The sequence below is a fragment of the Staphylococcus sp. EZ-P03 genome (assembly GCF_003344575.1).
Taxonomy (GTDB): Bacteria; Bacillota; Bacilli; order Staphylococcales; family Staphylococcaceae; genus Staphylococcus; species Staphylococcus simulans_B.
Map to the genome: position 1 here is coordinate 1 of NZ_QPMO01000016.1, position 16,999 is coordinate 16,999.

The 16,999-nt window shown below is 37.9% G+C and carries 15 protein-coding genes; 3 read left to right on the forward strand and 12 right to left on the reverse strand.

Features of this window, described 5'->3' with window-relative positions:
- Nucleotides 1-211: 211 nt before the first annotated feature.
- The 8 genes from DVJ99_RS08540 to DVJ99_RS08575 all read right to left on the reverse strand — a co-directional run bounded on the left by DVJ99_RS08540 (nucleotide 212) and on the right by DVJ99_RS08575 (nucleotide 9,871).
- Complete coding sequence (locus DVJ99_RS08540; RefSeq protein WP_114603905.1) at nucleotides 212-1,279, reverse strand: YkvI family membrane protein; 1,068 nt, start codon at nucleotides 1,277-1,279, stop codon at nucleotides 212-214.
- Between the two features lie 311 nt (nucleotides 1,280-1,590).
- Nucleotides 1,591-2,091, reverse strand: coding sequence for a hypothetical protein (locus tag DVJ99_RS08545; protein WP_105993467.1), 501 nt, complete (start codon nucleotides 2,089-2,091; stop codon nucleotides 1,591-1,593).
- A 116-nt stretch (nucleotides 2,092-2,207) separates the two neighbouring features.
- Entirely contained in the window at nucleotides 2,208-3,227 is a 1,020-nt protein-coding gene (locus DVJ99_RS08550) for a FecCD family ABC transporter permease (RefSeq protein WP_114603906.1), read from the reverse strand.
- Nucleotides 3,224-4,231 carry a FecCD family ABC transporter permease gene (locus tag DVJ99_RS08555; RefSeq protein ID WP_114603907.1) on the reverse strand — a complete coding sequence of 336 codons (1,008 nt, stop codon included), beginning with the start codon at nucleotides 4,229-4,231 and terminating at the stop codon, nucleotides 3,224-3,226. The genes DVJ99_RS08550 and DVJ99_RS08555 overlap by 4 nt, the downstream gene beginning before the upstream one ends.
- Before the next feature lie 11 nt (nucleotides 4,232-4,242).
- Nucleotides 4,243-5,049: an ABC transporter ATP-binding protein gene (locus tag DVJ99_RS08560; RefSeq protein WP_114603908.1), complete on the reverse strand. Its 807-nt coding sequence runs from the start codon at nucleotides 5,047-5,049 to the stop codon at nucleotides 4,243-4,245.
- Between the two features lie 299 nt (nucleotides 5,050-5,348).
- A complete protein-coding gene (locus DVJ99_RS08565; protein WP_114603909.1) occupies nucleotides 5,349-6,185 on the reverse strand; it encodes a YitT family protein in 837 nt (278 codons plus the stop codon).
- Nucleotides 6,186-6,596: 411 nt separating this feature from the next.
- The gene (locus DVJ99_RS08570) at nucleotides 6,597-7,826 is read right to left on the reverse strand and encodes a NupC/NupG family nucleoside CNT transporter (RefSeq protein WP_114603910.1); all 1,230 of its coding nucleotides are present in this window, start codon (nucleotides 7,824-7,826) and stop codon (nucleotides 6,597-6,599) included.
- Between the two features lie 314 nt (nucleotides 7,827-8,140).
- Nucleotides 8,141-9,871, reverse strand: a complete 1,731-nt coding sequence (locus DVJ99_RS08575) for an ABC transporter ATP-binding protein (protein ID WP_114603911.1) — start codon at nucleotides 9,869-9,871, stop codon at nucleotides 8,141-8,143.
- Nucleotides 9,872-10,112: 241 nt separating this feature from the next.
- Between DVJ99_RS08575 and pbp4 the strand changes: the two genes are divergently transcribed.
- Complete coding sequence (pbp4, locus tag DVJ99_RS08580) at nucleotides 10,113-11,402, forward strand: penicillin-binding protein PBP4 (protein ID WP_114603912.1); 1,290 nt, start codon at nucleotides 10,113-10,115, stop codon at nucleotides 11,400-11,402.
- Nucleotides 11,403-11,487: 85 nt separating this feature from the next.
- Here the strand turns inward: pbp4 and tagD are convergent, their stop codons facing one another.
- From tagD to DVJ99_RS08600, 4 genes are all read right to left on the reverse strand, one after another.
- Nucleotides 11,488-11,886: a glycerol-3-phosphate cytidylyltransferase gene (gene tagD / locus DVJ99_RS08585; RefSeq protein ID WP_105993459.1), complete on the reverse strand. Its 399-nt coding sequence runs from the start codon at nucleotides 11,884-11,886 to the stop codon at nucleotides 11,488-11,490.
- A gap of 81 nt (nucleotides 11,887-11,967) precedes the next feature.
- On the reverse strand, nucleotides 11,968-13,026 hold the full coding sequence (locus DVJ99_RS08590; protein ID WP_105993458.1) for a glycosyltransferase family 2 protein: 1,059 nt from the start codon (nucleotides 13,024-13,026) through the stop codon (nucleotides 11,968-11,970).
- The gene (tarB, locus tag DVJ99_RS08595; RefSeq protein WP_114603913.1) at nucleotides 13,023-14,117 is read right to left on the reverse strand and encodes a teichoic acid glycerol-phosphate primase TarB; all 1,095 of its coding nucleotides are present in this window, start codon (nucleotides 14,115-14,117) and stop codon (nucleotides 13,023-13,025) included. Before tarB ends, DVJ99_RS08590 begins: the two co-directional genes overlap by 4 nt.
- 74 nt (nucleotides 14,118-14,191) lie before the next feature.
- Nucleotides 14,192-14,995: an ABC transporter permease gene (locus tag DVJ99_RS08600; protein ID WP_105993456.1), complete on the reverse strand. Its 804-nt coding sequence runs from the start codon at nucleotides 14,993-14,995 to the stop codon at nucleotides 14,192-14,194.
- A gap of 291 nt (nucleotides 14,996-15,286) precedes the next feature.
- Here DVJ99_RS08600 and tagH point away from each other — a divergent pair, with 291 nt between their 5' ends.
- Nucleotides 15,287-16,084, forward strand: coding sequence for a teichoic acids export ABC transporter ATP-binding subunit TagH (gene tagH, locus DVJ99_RS08605; protein WP_105993455.1), 798 nt, complete (start codon nucleotides 15,287-15,289; stop codon nucleotides 16,082-16,084).
- A 271-nt stretch (nucleotides 16,085-16,355) separates the two neighbouring features.
- Nucleotides 16,356-16,724 (forward strand): Na-translocating system protein MpsC family protein, encoded by a 369-nt coding sequence (locus DVJ99_RS08610; protein ID WP_481900534.1) that lies wholly within the window; start codon nucleotides 16,356-16,358, stop codon nucleotides 16,722-16,724.
- Nucleotides 16,725-16,999: the final 275 nt, after the last annotated feature.

A 16,999-nucleotide genomic window follows, 5' to 3' on the forward strand; every position in this document is an offset into this window, starting at 1 on the left:
ATCGGATGGTTGTCTAAATGATAGAATTCGAAGAATTCCAATCAAAATTAAGTTCTTTAAATTATTCACCCACCACAAATGGTGGAGAACCTTAAAAAAGCGCAGCATCATCTGCTGCGCCATGTTCTACTATTTTCATCCTTATTGTTTTTACAATAAGTTGACCTTCATTTTTGTTTTGCTATATCAAGTAAATTAACAAATTGGGCTTTTATGCGATATGTTGTTCATTTTCTTTCTTACGTTTGAAATACTTAATTAATACGCCGACTACGATTAAGAGTCCGATAACACCCATCATAGGATATAAGAAGTTAATCAGACTTGAGAAGCCTACGAAACTTAATCCGTAACCTACTAACATCATAATCACGATTAAAATATGGTATTTCTTACTGTATGGTGTTGTAAATCTTGCTGCGAATGAATACAGCAGACCCAAAATTGTATTGTACATTACGGCTAACATTACAACCGATAACACAATTGTCACAGCTGGGTGAATACCATGTGCTAATTTCAATGTTGGAATAGCCGCGTCTTTAATTGTTGGATACTCCGTTTGCAATGCAAATGTGATTAGAGCTAATAGAATCGTATAAACGATACCGCCGAATAATGCGCCGGCACCAGATACTTTTCTTTTACTTGCATCACCGCCGATTGCAACGATAGTACTAAATCCAACTGCGAAAGCTAAACCGCCGTATACAGTACCCCAGAAGATACCTAATAATGGATTTGCTTTCGGCATTGTCGCGTTGATTTCGCTGATTGGCACTTCACCTTTCACTAAATATGTTCCTGCAATAATAATCACTAAAATGATTAAGAATGGTGTGACTACACCTAATGCACGAACAATTTTGTTGAAGTCCATCAATAATGTAATGTAAATTGCGATAACCATAATCAAGGCACCTAACCATGTAGGTATGCCGTAACTTTCATGGAATGCAGAACCTGCCCCTGCGATCATTGTGACAGAAATTCCGAATAAGAAGAAGACTAAAATATAGTCGATGATCCGTCCTAAGCCTTTCCCAAATAAATAAGACAAAGTCGATTCGTGGTTTTCAGCATCGAAAGCCGTTCCGATTTTCGCTACTTGTCTTCCGATGAATCCTAAGATAATTCCTGAAAGTAATACACCGATATAAGCCCATAAGCCGAACTCGGTGAAGAATTGCATAACTTCTTGACCTGTTGAAAAACCTGCGCCGACGACTACACCGACATAGGCAAAGCCAATTTTTACAGTTTCTTTATTAAACGTCATAATAACGTTAAATACCTCCTCGTGTAATTAAACCAATGCTTGCCAACGTTTTACTTACTATCCATAGCGTTTCTGTCTGAAAAGGCCATTACTTTTTCCATGAAAAGTTTATAGTAACAATAAACTACCACAAAGCGCAATAGGCGTTCTGTGTAATTGAACAAACACAACAATAAATTACCCTCAACTCGATAGAATTACTCATTAAACTTTGTGAACGTTATCATTAGAAATACTTAAGTATCGTTTTTCCTTGCAGAAAAAAACTAAAGAGAGCACCTTTTACGGTACTCTCTGTAATGGGTTGATTATTATTTTGCATCACGGTTTTGATTAAGTTCGTCAATGCTGACCACAACGTTATCCATTCGTTTCGCTGTCTGTTTAAGAATATTACGGGCTACGTTATTGTTCGGATCCAGCTTCAAAATCTGTTTAGAAATATCGAAAGCTTTTTTATCAGAAATAACAGGTTCAGGAATTGCATGGAGTAACAACATTTGTAGTAAACTCTTCACTTCTTTGCCCTCAGTGAGTTTTATGGAAGCTTCAGCATGATAATAAGCAGAGTCAAGCGCACCTTCTAATTCGCTTAATGGATAAACCAGCAGCAAGAATGCTAAATCGTGCATTTCGGCAGTTTCTCCATCTTTGATCATATCTAAGATACACGTGTAAAACATGATACTTTCTACTTCATGCGCACTTGAAATGTAATGTTCTTCAAATTCCATAAAATCTGATTCGGACATTAATCGTTTTACTGATTCAAATTCACCGTTTAAGACATGTCGCTTTATTAAATCTTTCATGCCAATGTCCTCCTATAGTTGAACAGATTTTATCTACAATTAACATAATTCTATCATATATTTTCTTGATTTCACATCAATATCTTTCAGCCTTATACATATAATTTCAAATACAATCAATAGAAGGACTTAGTACGATACATCAGATATAAGAAATACGGCGCACCGATTAAAGCAACGACAATACCTGCAGGAATGCCGGAAGGTTGTAAAACCACTTGACCTACTGTATCAGAAAAGACCAGTAAGAAAGCTCCGATTACAACCGCCAGCGGCATAAATAATTGGTGTCTCGGTCCTACAATCGTCTTCGCAATGTGCGGACCCATTAAACCGATAAAGCTGATGGCGCCGCTGACTGCGACTGCTGCCGATGACAACGCTACGGCCAGCAGTAAAATGACCATGCGATCACGTCTGACATTCACACCTAAGCCTTGTGCTAATTGTTCGTTGGTATTTAAGATGTTCAGCGTATTAGCTTTCATAAATAAGAACGGTACAATAACTATCAGCCACGGCAGCAATGCGATAACAAATGTCCATTCGTCACCCCAAATATTTCCGGCCAGCCATGTCGCCATAAATTCAGCTTGGTCTTTATCAAATTTTGACATTAAAGTCAGGGAACCGCCGGATAAAGCTGCCGATAAACCTACACCGACGAGCACCATACTCGCAGGTGTCATGCCGCGTTCTTTAGAATAACTGAAATAGAAAATAACCAGCGCTGTTAAAATACCGCCGATCATACTTAAAATCGGCAATACATAAATAAAGCTGTCCGCATTGACTTGTCCGATAACAATAAACAATGCGATAAAGAAACCGCTGCCCGCATTAATACCAAGGATACCCGGCTCTGCAAGCGGGTTATTCGTCACACTCTGCATCATTGCGCCGCTTAAACTTAAGGCAGCACCTGCAAGAATAGTAATCAGCATTCGCGGCATTCTGAACTCTAATAAAATTAAACTGTCTGTGTATTCACCAAAGCCGAACAGTGTTTTAAAAAATGTACCGATAGACATTTGATATTCGCCTGAAGTCATACTCCAAGCACATGCACACAAAAGCAGTATAATCAAAATCGTCAATACGATAATTTGTTTGATTCTTAAACTTTTCTCTATCATATCGTGCGCCCTCCTTTTCTAATCAAATAGATAAAGTAAGGCACACCGATAAATGACACGATAGCACCGACAGGTGCATCGCCAAGCATACGCGCTGCAGTATCAGCCAATAGTACTAACAGTGCACCCAATATTGCTGTGACGGGTATGACTTTGGCATAATCTGTACCGATTAAAAAGCGTACAATATGCGGTACAATCAAACCGACAAAGGCAATTTGACCTACCATCGCAACGGCAATACCAGCCAGCAGCATCGTTAAAACCAGACTCAATGCTCGGATAAAACCGACATTTTGTCCTAAGCCTTTCGCAAGACTTTCACCAAGATTTAAGATAGTTAATTGTCTGCTTAATAAAACAATCAATACAATCGTAATCAAGATGACAGGCGCACTCCACTTCAGCTGTGACCATGTAGTACCGGAAACACCGCCCATACTCCAAAAGTTAAGATCTTGGTTTAATTTAAAAGCCAGTGCGATACCTTGGCTTAATGCCGTAAGGAAAGCACTGACTGCAGCACCCGCTAATATAATACGAATCGGATTGAAACCATCTGTACGAGAGCGGCCCATCATTAATACAATCGTACCGCCCATGATTGCCCCGATAAAACCAGCAAGCATCAATATACCGAATGCAGCTTGCGGCATGAATGCATAGGTTAAAGCCAGCATGAAGCTGGCACCTGCGTTTAAACCGATTAAACTCGGGTCAGCTAAACCATTTTTCGTCACGCCTTGTACAACTGCACCGGCAACGGCTAAAGCCATGCCGACTAAAATAGCGCCTAAGTCTCTCGGTATTCTGATTTCACTGATAATATTATGCTGTTCATTTGAGGCATTATAATGGAAAATCGCATCATAAATCGTTGATAAACGAATATGCGCATCTCCATATAAAATGGACAGCACCAGCATGACTAAAAGTAATATCAGCGATATACATAGTGTTGCTGTAAATTTGGTGTATCTCTGTTTTTTCTCTCTCTCACCCATTGATGATTGCCTCACACTTTCGAGTAATGTTTGCACAATAAATCATACGTCACAAGCATAGGTTTGCCTGTTCTCGGATCAGTACTGAGTTCCGCATCAATATTGAAACATCTCTCTAGAATATCTTTCGTCAACACTTCTTGTGTTTCGCCGCTGGATACAATTTCTCCTGCTTTCATCGCAATCAAATGATCTGAGAAACGTATCGCTTGGTTGATATCATGCAAGACCATAACTATTGTACAGCCTTGTTCACGGTTCAATTCTTGAACCAGCTCTAAAATTTCTAGTTGGTGGCTGATATCTAAATAAGTAGTAGGCTCATCTAAGAAAATAATATCTGTTTTTTGAGCTAATGCCATCGCAATCCAGACACGTTGTCTTTGTCCGCCGCTCAGATCATTAATCGGTCTGTGTTTAAAGTCGTATGTGCCCGTAACTCTAAGTGCCCAATCAATTTCTGCTTTGTCTTCTGCACTTAAACGTCCGAAACCTTTTTGGTGCGGGAAGCGACCATAAGATACCAATTCACCTGTAGTTAAACCATCTGCGACATCAGGTGATTGAGGCAGAATCGCAATTTTCTTTGCGATTTCTTTTGTTGATTGTGTATGAATATTTTTGCCGTCAAGCGTAATTTGTCCGCCTTTGACCGCTAATAATCTAGATAATGCTTTCAACAATGTCGATTTACCGCAACCGTTAGGCCCAATAATTGACGTTACTTTACCATCAGGAATCTCTACATCTAAATCATTGACAATTACATGATCCCCATATCCAATTGTCACTTGCTGACCATTTAAACGATTAGTCAATATACTTCATCCTCCGTTGGATACGACATTGATTCCTTGAATACAGTTACCGTAATAACCGCCTCATTTCAAGGTTTGCCGCTATCTTCAATTTCGCATAATCTATACATCTATTTACAAAATAATTGTGTGTATCTCAAATACCTTATAGTTGTGTTTATCACTTTATCTCAATTACCAAACTGTAATTGATAATCATTATCATAGGATACATTATAACATCTTTTCTGCTCATTTCCTAACAAATATTATTGCACAGAACGCAAAAAATCGAGGCAAATGCCTCGATCCCTTTACAGTTATTCATCTACTAAAAAGCCGTTGCCGTATACATCACGCACATCGTGAATGACTAAGAAGGCTTGCTCATCAATTTTTCGGATAAGTCGTTTCGCTTTAGAGACTTGCGTCTTACTGATAACGACATATAAAATCTCTTTCTCTTCTTTAGAGAAATAGCCGCGGCCATCCATAATCGTAACCCCGCGTCCGACCTTTTCATCAATGACTTTAGCCACTTCATCTGGTCGGCTCGAAATAATCGTCATCGCTTTCTTCGTATTTAAACCTTCAATTACAAATTCCATTACTTTTGTTCCGATATATAATGAAATAATTGTCACTAAAATTTTGCTCATCGGAATAACAGTAATTGAAATCGCAACAACAATTAAATCAAAGAATAACAATGCATAAGATGTACTGACATCTAAATATTTATTGGCTAATCGCGCCAAAATGGTTGTACCTGCTGTTGTACCTCCTGCTAGAACAATCACCCCGATGCCTAGTCCTACAGAAGAACCCCCGAAAATTGCATTTACAATCATATTCCCTGTTTCAACATGCCATGATTCCGTTAAACTTAAGAAAACTGAAATCAAGACAGTCGCAAGAATAGTTAAATACATACTGCGTTTACTTAAGAACTTATAACCGATTACAATTAAAATCGCATTCAACACAAAGTTTGTAACGGCAGGTGAAAGATGGAATGCGTAGTACAATACGATAGAAAGTCCTGTTACGCCGCCTTCACCTAATTGTGCGGAAATGATGAACGTGTTAACACCAAAAGAAAACATAAAGCTTCCGAATACAACCAGTGCTATATCACGCCATGTCTTTTTATTCATACCAACCGCCCCCTTATAAAATTGTATAGACAATTTAAATACTAGCACAGTCCCCTTTACACCTACAATGTTGGACCGCAGAATCACGGCGGATGAAATATTAAATTAATTATTCTGAAAATTTTGTTTACTTTGTGTGAAAGCTTTGCTATAATAAATTTCAACTTCCTTAATCAAGAGATTAAGGAAGTTATCTCCTTTGTGTTGTTTACAATAAACAAGCAAAATTTTCGCTCGAATGCACGTTCAGTACCTAGTCCTTACTGACTTCGTGTATCAAATTCATTTCCCGTTGAAAACAGGTAATGTTTGTGTCTCCCCACATACATTAACCTGTTTTCTGTGTTTTAGAAATGAAAAAGCACGATACTCGGATGAAGCCTCCGAATATCGTGCTTTTTTGTTCATTGCTTACCAAGCAAACAATCCTACGAATGCTGCTGTTAATAATGATACTAAAATACCAGATAATAACATCATAGGTACATATTTAGATACAAAGTCCGACGTCTTCTTGTCGACAATTCCTTTTAATGTACCGATAATCATACCGATTGTTGAGAAGTTCGCAAATGATACTAAGAATGTTGAAATAACTGCTCTTCTGTGCGGATCGTATGTTTTAACCGCATCTGAGATTTGTCCCATTACTACGAATTCGTTTGTGACAATTTTCTTTGCCATTTGTTGTGCTACAGGCCATGCCTCACTCCAAGGTAAACCAAGCAATAATGAGAACGGCACCATAATCACACCTAAAATCTGATCTAAACCAAAGCTGAATTTAACATTAAACCAGCCGATAACAGTACCTGAAAGAATGTGGATGAGACGATCAATCAAATCAGCTAATGCTACGAAACTGATAACGAAAGCGATAATGATTAATACTAATTTACCCGCATTAATAACAGAGTCTCCTAAGAATGAGAAGAACGGTTGACGTTCAACGCCTTCTTGTTGAATGTGATAAATAATATCTTCACGTTCTTCAACGCTGACAGGGTTTAAGATTGAAGTAACGATAATTGCGTTAATAATATTCAATGGAATTGCTGTAAGTACTAATTCACCAGGAATCATAGTGACATAAGCCCCTACAATCGCACCAGAAACAGAACTCATTGACATCATCGCAATTGTTAAAACACGCATTTCATTCATACGTTTTAATTGTTCACTTGAAACTGCTAAAGCTTCAGTGTTGCCTAAGAACATCATTTCGATACCAAAGAATGATTCGAATTTAGGCTGACGAGTGATTTTTGCTAAAGCCCAGCCGATACCGCCGATAACTTTAGGTAAAATATTAAAGTACATTAGAATGTCGAATAACGGCACGACTAATAAGATAGGGAACAATGCCGCAATCGCCATATCCATTTGTTTTGTATCTACAAAACTATGGAACGCAAATCCTGTTCCGGCATTTGCAGATTCAATAATCCACGAAATACCATCTGCCATTTTAGAAACTGCTAAGTTGCCCCATGGGAAGAACACGAAGAACCAAGCTAAAATCAAGTTAACTACTACTAGGATACCTACGGACTTCCACTGAATCGCTTTTCTGTTTCTAGAGAAAAGCACCGCAATACCTAAAAATACAATCAAACCAACAATATTGATCAGTAAATACATTTTACACCCACCATTTCTATAACTTTATTACGTACGAGTCAGTACTGTTAGAATCATAATTTACTGTTTTATTCCCTATGTTCTATACAATATCCTTCTAATACCAGAGATTGTTCGTATTTACAAATTGTAAAAAATTAAAGTGCTTTTTTAGTATATCATGTTGTCTCATGCCTTTGAATTAGATTTTTCAAGAAACGAATCAAAAATTTTCAACGATTTTCGATTTGTCACTTTTCTTCAACAATTTAAAATCGCAATAAAAATAAGGTTGGAACGCTTTTGAATTCCAACCTTTTAATCATACTATGCATTTAATCTGTTAATTTTTGTGTCATCACAAACTCTTTGTATTTTTGATGAGAAGCCATCAATTCTTTATGTTTGCCGATACCTGTGACACGACCGCCGTCTAAGAAAATAATCTGATCTGCTTTCATGATAGTAGAGAGACGGTGTGCAATGACAACTGTGGTACGATCTTCCATTAATGTCTCTAACGACTCTTGAATCTTTTTCTCGCTTTCACTGTCTAAATTGGCTGTCGCTTCATCTAAAAGCAGAATATCCGGATTTTTTACAAAGCTGCGTGCAATATCAATTCTTTGGCGCTGCCCGCCTGACAATTTCAATCCGCGTTCACCGACTAAAGTATCGTAACCTTCATCAAAATCCATGATAAAGTCATGACAATTTGCAAGTTGCGTATATTTCATTAGTTCTGCATCTGTGACTTCACGGTTAATACCATATAAGATATTATCTCGAATTGTACCGCTCATCATCGCATTCGACTGCATGACATAACCGATTTTGTTTCGCCAATCGGATAAAGGAAGATTGTAAATCGAAACACCGTTATAACGGATATCTCCTTGTGTCACATCATACATACGTTCAATCAAATTGAAAATGGTACTTTTACCGGAACCAGAAGGCCCTACAAAGGCAGTCACTTTCCCTTTTGGAATTGCAAATTCCAAATCATGCAAGACTTCTTTTGTATCGTACGCAAAATGAACATGTTCAAAGTCGATATTGCCGTTTTCTAAAGTTTGACCCGTCGGCAAATACACTTCTTCCAATGGTTCTTGCATAATTTCATAAATACGGCTGCTGGCACCGACAGCTTTCTTATAATCTGTCATTAATGTCGAAAGGTTCACCAGCGGCATAGACATTTGAATCACATAGAAAATCATTGCGACCAATGTTCCGGCTGTGATTGCGCCTGAAGAAATACGAATACCGCCGAACCCTAAAATAATTCCGATAGTTAATAACATAATCAAACCTGAAATAGGCTGGATAACCGCCGCAATCTTCGCTTGTTTTAAACCTAGTTTATAAATTTCCTTTAGATTCACATGTGCTTTATCCAGCTCCACTTGTTCTGTATTCGCAACTTTGACTAAGCGCATCTCAGTCAATACACGACCGAGCAAGCCGCTGAAATTCGCAATTTCAGCTTGTGTTTTCGTAGAAATTTTCTGCATCACTTTGCCTAGTGGAATCATAATGACCACAAAGAGCGGAATCGTAATAAACGTCAGCAACGTCATTTGCCAATCCATAATAAACAGCATAATCAGCGAACCGATCAGTGTAATAATGGACGGTAAGACATTCGGCAGTTTTTGCGATACAAACTCATTAATCACTTTTGTATCATCAGTCAGCCGACTCATCAGCTGTCCGCTTTCGTTCACGTCAAAGAAGCGCATTCTAAGACGTATAATATGTTCCCACACGACTGTACGAATCGCATATATAATCTTTTCACCGATTTTACTCAGCAAATAAAGACCAATCCCGCTCAGTACTGCATTGAGCGCAAAAACAATAATGAATATCAAAATAAACTGCATGTTGAATTGACTGCCAGTAAATTTATCAACCATTTTTCCTGTGAATAAAGGTACGATTAAACCACTGATACTGCCTAATGAGGAAATGGATACTGCAATCGCAATTAAGCCGATTGGCCATGTCAGTTTCTTAAGTAAAAATAAGAGTGGATTTGATGTTTTAGTAGAATGTTTCATTTTTCACGCTTACCTCAATTATATTTTTAAATTATCTTCACAAAACATTTACACTTTATGTACGTTTCTTCATTCGTCCTGTTTTTAGACCCCCCGAGCACACTTCGGTCAGACATCCCTCAGACTGACACCATTTGTAATCCTTGCGCCTATGCATTTTACTCACTTGTTTCAAACTACTTTTATGATAAAATAGTTTTACTTGTGAAATTATTTTTGTTGAAGGACTGAAAAATACATAATGAAAAAGATAGTAATACTGACAATGTTAATATTCTTCGTAAGTACAATTATAACACCATTTTCAAATGCAGACACACAAACCAAATCCCCCGTTCAAATTGCAAATGAACGCGGACAAAATATTTCCGAAGGATTTGAACCTGAAGGTGCAGTCAACATCAGCCAAACAGGTCAAGTCTTGTACGACTATAACATGGATAAGAAATGGTACCCTGCTTCAATGTCTAAACTTATGACTATGTACCTCACATTAAAAGCAGTAAAGGACGGTAAATTATCATTAGATGATACCGTCAAAATTTCAGAGGATAACTATAGAATGTCGACACTTCCAGAACTCAGCAACACGAAGCTGTATCCTGGCGAAACGTATACGATCAGAGAGCTGCTTCAAATTACAGTTTCAGCTTCCAGCAACGCAGCTGCGTTGATTCTTGCGAACCAAGTTTCTGATTCTACTTCAGATTTCACTGATAAAATGAATGAAACTGCTAAAGATATCGGCATGAACCATACGCACTTCGTGAACCCGACAGGTGCTGAAAATAGATTATTGGAAAGCTTTGCGCCAGAACGCTACAAAGATGAAACACGCAGTACAGCAACTGCAAGAGACTTTGCGATCCTTTCTCAAAGAGTAGTTCAAGATACACCGAAGGTATTAGACTTCACTAAAGCCATCGCACCGACACAGCACGGTGTGACATACTATACGTTCAACTGGTCTTTAGAAGGTTCTGAATTAAGCCTTCCAGGTACAGATGGTTTGAAAACCGGTTCAAGCGATGTAGCGGATTACAACCATACCTTAACTACTAAACGAGACGGCTTCCGTATCGATCAAGCGATTATGGGTGCCGGTGATTTCAAAAATCTCGGCGGAGACAAAGAACGCAACAAAATCGGCAACAGCTTAATGAATCAATCATTCGAACAATATAAATATGTAAAAGTCATGTCTAAAGGCGAACACAAAATCAATGGTAAAACTTACTTTGTAGAAAAAGATTTATACGATGTCCTTCCTCAAGACTTTACAAAAGATGATTATAAATATGTCATTGAAGACGGCAAACTGCATATCGATTATGATCGTACATTTATCTCAAAAGATTACGGTCCGCCTTCAGTAGATGTCAATCGTCCATTGACACATAAAGCAACGACATTTGCGAAATCATCTTGGAGTGAGCATCCGGTGCTTACAATTATCGGCGGCGCATTCGTTGTCGCAGCACTTGCTATTGTTATTTACATGATTATGGAACTGTTCCGCCGCAAAAAATAAGATACGGCAGCTTTAACAACAGTACAGCATAAAACAGAGGCGTTACCTCCGAAACTCATTCGGTAGTAACGCCTCTGTTGTTATATTATTTAGCATCTTTGCCATATAACTCTTTTTTGATTTGAGTTGTAGAAATGCCTTCTGTACGTTTTAAATAAATGACTTCGCATTTATCTTTTAGGAAATCAAATTCGCCTTCCCAGTCATGACCCATTACAAATGTATCCACATCGTAACGTTCTACGTCACGTTCTTTTTGGCCCCAGTCATCCTCAGGAATAACTAAGTCAACATAACGAATGGATTCCAGCATCATTTTTCTTTGTTCGTAATTGTAATATGATTTTTTATTTTTAATGCGGTTAAATTCGTCTGTAGAGAGTGCTACAATCAAGTAGTCTCCCATTTCTCTCGCTCTTCTTAATAGTTCAATATGACCATAATGCAGTAAATCATATGTACCGTAAGTGATTACTCTCTTCAAATTTAAACCCTCCTTTACAATGTTAAGCTACTGTAAAAAATAACACACTTTCAACATTATTTCACTTACAAACTTAATACATCAACGTTTTAGTGCGCTTTTTAATGCTGCACGACCTCTGAATGCTGTCTTTTTAGGTACAAGCTGTGCTTTAAATGCTAAATAATTCGGACGTCCGATGCCCACTTTATTTAAAGCTTCACGCCACTGTTTATAGAAATGCAACGTCCATCCGCTGCATCCGCCTTCTACAACTTTAACGATTCTAAAGAGTGCATCACCGTCATAATGCGTGCCCTGCATCCCTTCAATGTATTGAATGACTGTGTCTAATAAAGCTTGTGTCATTTTAGGCTTTTCAGTCACATAAGCCTGCAGCATATAGCTGACAATCAGTTCATCCATACGATAACTATAATATTGCTGCACATTCGGCATTCTTAAATAGTCCATAACACGCTGACGAACAATATAAGCATCATGCATATAGTCGAAGAAGCGTTCGACACTGCGTGCTGTAATCGAATTTTCTCGAACGTTATAACCTGCGATAATATCTGGCAGTAATTGAATGTCATGCGCTTGATTAAAGGCATGCGCCATAAAGGTATGTTCTTCGCAAAAGACAATATCTTCATCAAAGCGCAAGTTCTTAAAGCGCGCACTGAACATTTTATCTCTCGGTCCGATAGATTGCAGCATGGCTGGACATTGCGACAAATTAACGATTTCATCTTTTTTGATTTCCTCGTGTGTCGGGAACGTACGCCACTCGCCGTGATAGTCGCGTCCTGTTTGGCCGATGACAATTTCAACATCTTCATTTTGTTCATAACGGCGTGCCATCACATCAATCCGACTCGGCAAGAATTCATCGTCCGCATCTAAAAACATAAAGACATCTCCGGTAATATGCCCTAAACCGACATTACGGCTTGCGGCTGCGCCTTTATTTGTTTGACTGATGATTTTGACATGTTTATTTTCTTTTTGCAGTGTTTCAAGTGCTTCTAAAGTATTATCTGTTGAGCCGTCATTGATACAAATAATTTCATGATCATACTTCGTATCGATAGAGCTCACTGCTTTTTTAATGACATCTTCTGAATTATAAACAGGAATAATAATAGATATTTTCATCGTTTCACCAATTCTTTTATATAATTTGAAATTTGATTCATTGTTTCTTTGCTATTGTAACTATGCCAATCTTTAAAGAGCGGCGGATAGTGTTCGCGTCCTTCTTGCAACTTGCTCAGCAACTCATTTTCATTATAGGCTTTATATTCTTCAGGTATCTGCCAATAGAAATGATTCAAGCCGCGTTCGCTCTCGTATTCTGCTTGATCATAAACGTAAAAGAGCACCGGTTTATTAATCAGTCCGGCTTCAATTGCCAGAGAGCTGTAGTCTGTGATGACTACATCTGCCATTAAGAATAAATGCTGTGTCGCTATCGTACACACTTCACCTAACTTGACAGCTGCAGGATGCAATTTATTAATAACTGTAAAACCTGGCAGTGCCTCTTCAAAACGTTTCTTATCTATCGTTCTGTTCGCTTGATGATTTTCTCTGTATGTCGGTACATATACTGCAAGTTTGCCTTTGATACCATAACGTTGTTTCAGTTCTTCTTTTTGCTGTTCTATATTCACTGTAAAGTAACGCTGCATTCTAGGCAAACCAAAACGAAGCATTTGGTGCGGTTTAGCGCTGAAGGCATTAGTAAAACAAATCTCCATCGGTGCCCCTCCGACCAAATAACGGTCAGTCGCATTATAGACACGCATATATTGATTCACCATTTGTCTATTTGCCAAGTCAACGGAATGGTCTTTTAATCCGAAGTACTTTAAAGCGCCTGCTGCGTGCCATGTTTGAATAACCGTCTGCCCTGCTTTTTTACGATACCCGCCCATCAGCAAGTAATAATTATCAATAAAAATTACTTTAGCTGTTGCGAGTGCATTGAGTTGTGCAACGACATTTTTATTGCCGTTGGCTAAAAATTTAACACGTTCAAAGTCTGAGACACTTTTTTTATCCATCACATTGCCGATAACGGTTAAGTCATACCCTTCTTTATTGAATCTTTCAACTAAAGGCAAGACATCTTCTTTAAAACTCATAAATAAAACAATATGATTCGCTTTGATTTTCTTTTTATACAGCAGCGTGTTCAACACTTTGATGGTCATCAAATAAACCTTTTTAATGACTTGTCTCATGGATTTCACCTCTGTTTTCTTGTAAAAAAACTCCAAACACGCTAAACATGCTTGGAGTTGAATCGCTCATCTTCTTACATAAAGTCTGCAAATTGATCTCTGTAGCGCATGTGCAGAATAGAACCTACAAAGTATAAGAATAATACGATAAATATGTTATACACCGCGAGTTCCCAGTGTTCAATAAAGTACCAGTTATGATACAGCACTGCTGCACGGTAAGATTCTGCGATGAAATACATCGGATTCAGCATCAGAATCTTTTGGACAATCGTACCAGGTTTTGCGACCCATAAAATCGGAGACGCATAGAATAATACACGCATTAACGCTTGCATCATCATTTGAGTATCTCGAATCAATACACCTAGTGTTGAAGTCAACAACGCTACAGCACTTGTGAAGATATAAGCAAATGGGACGTATAAGAATAATTGAATAATGTGTATCGTCGGGTAAATTCCTGAACCGATACAGAAAATGATAATAATCCCAAGTAATGCTAAATGTCCGTATAATTTTGAAGTAACGGTATAAGTCGGAATAATAGATAATGGGAAGTTCATTTTAGCAACTTGATTGAATTTCGATACAATCGAACGTGTCCCATCTAAAATACCTTGGTTGATAAAGAACCACATACTGATACCTACAAGCATCCAGTAGATGAATGGTATACCGTCAACCGGTGCGTTCGTACGAATTCCGAAACCGAACACGAACCAGTAAACCAAGATTTGGATCAGCGGGTTGATAATTTCCCACGCTGTACCTAAATAGTTGTTATGGTTAGCAATTTTTAATTGGAATTGTGCTAACCTATGGATTAAGTAAAATCCTTTAATATGTTCTTTCAGAACAGTTATTAATGCTCCCATGTTCAAACCACGCTTTCAAACGTTTTGCGCATTTTTTCATTACATACACTTATGTAACAATTTCTCTATGCTTGAAATATATCCATCTCAACATTATACGTAATTATAATATAGATTGGAATAATTTTCATTATTATTTACGGAGAAATGACTGCACTCACTAAAATAATGACCTATTCTTCAAGAAATGGTAAAATTTATAGCGTTGAAGAAAACACATGCGTTTTGTCCTCTCGACATCGCAATTTGTACTATAATAGAGTAAATAGAGGTTAAGGAAGAGGTTATACAATGAAAGATGTATCTGTAAAGATGGATAATATTACAAAAGAATATCGTATCTATCGTAATAATAAAGAACGAATCAAAGATGCGCTCATTCCTAATCATAAAAATAAAACATTTTACGCTTTGAAAGATGTTTCGATGACAGCTTATAAAGGAGATGTCATCGGCTTAGTCGGAATCAACGGTTCCGGAAAATCTACCCTCAGCAACATTATCGGAGGGTCGCTTTCAAATACAGAAGGCAAAATCACAAAGAACGGCGAAGTGAGTGTTATTGCGATTAACGCAGGACTCAACGCGCAATTGACCGGCTTAGAAAATATCGAATTCAAAATGCTTTGTATGGGGTTCAACCGCAAACAAATCAAAGCATTAACACCTAAAATTGTAGAATTCAGCGAACTTGGCGAGTTTATTTATCAACCCGTTAAAAAGTACTCAAGCGGTATGCGCGCAAAACTCGGCTTCTCTATCAACGTAACTATCGATCCCGATATCTTAGTAATTGACGAAGCGTTATCTGTAGGCGACCAAACATTCACGCAAAAATCATTAGACAAAATCCACGAGTTCAAAGAAGCTGGAAAAACTATCTTCTTCGTGAGTCATAATATCGGCCAAGTCCGTCAATTCTGTACTAAAATTGCTTGGATTGAGGGCGGCCGTCTCAAAGATTTCGGAGATGTGAAAGAGGTTCTGCCGAAATACGAACAATTCTTAAAGGACTTTAAAAAGAAATCAAAAGCAGACCAAAAAGCATTCCGCAAACAATTAGACGAAACACGATTTGTGATGAAGTAAAGGAACCTGCAAGACAACTCAGACTGAATCAGCAATTTTTGAAACAAACCCCTTTAAATCAAGCGCAAAAAGTATTATTATTAAATACAAGTGTAAAAATAACAGGCACATTAAAGCTGCTCTTTAAATAATGTCTTACTCACTTGTAACGCGGCATTTTGATCAGAGCATAATATTCAGCGTTGCTGCATGCTTCATTAAATTTTAGTGAAGATGTATCGATGCAATACAGCCTGAACTCAATATGTCATATCATTTCTCTAGTAAGCAGGTGATTGATATAGCTAACCAAAACAAAACACAAGCCTTTGCGAATCTTGTCCGTGCTTATCGTAAATCACACATAGGCAAAGGACCAGAACAAACCAAAGTGTTTTTCAAAGACAACTGGGCAATCGCTCATATGACAGGCAGCCTAAGCAAAGTTGAAAATTTCTATTTGCGTAATACCGAAAGCAAAGAATTTGAAAGAATGCTTAAATTCGGACGTACAGAAGAAATCAAACAGCTTTATAAGCAGCATCCTCCAACACAAATGGAAGATTTAGTAGGCGCTAAATTTGTAAAACTATTTACAGACGTAAATTTAGAAGATGACGAGGTCATTTCAGTCTTTGTATTTGACCGTAATATAGAATAAAACCAAATATTTCCAGGATTGGTGTAAGGTACTCGGTGCTGTTTACTAACCCGCTTTGAAACTCGAAACGACATTTCAAGGAGGTGATGCATGTAAACAGGATCGAGTTTTTTATTTTCCATATACAATGACGTTGAACTTATCTGATAAACAACCATTCATTTCTAAAATAATATACAACGCTTTACGCTCACCACTATAGTAAGGCACTGTATGAACCCTTGAAGCGCATTAAGCTGACAGCCCTTGCTGATGCGTACGAAATTGAAAAGTGT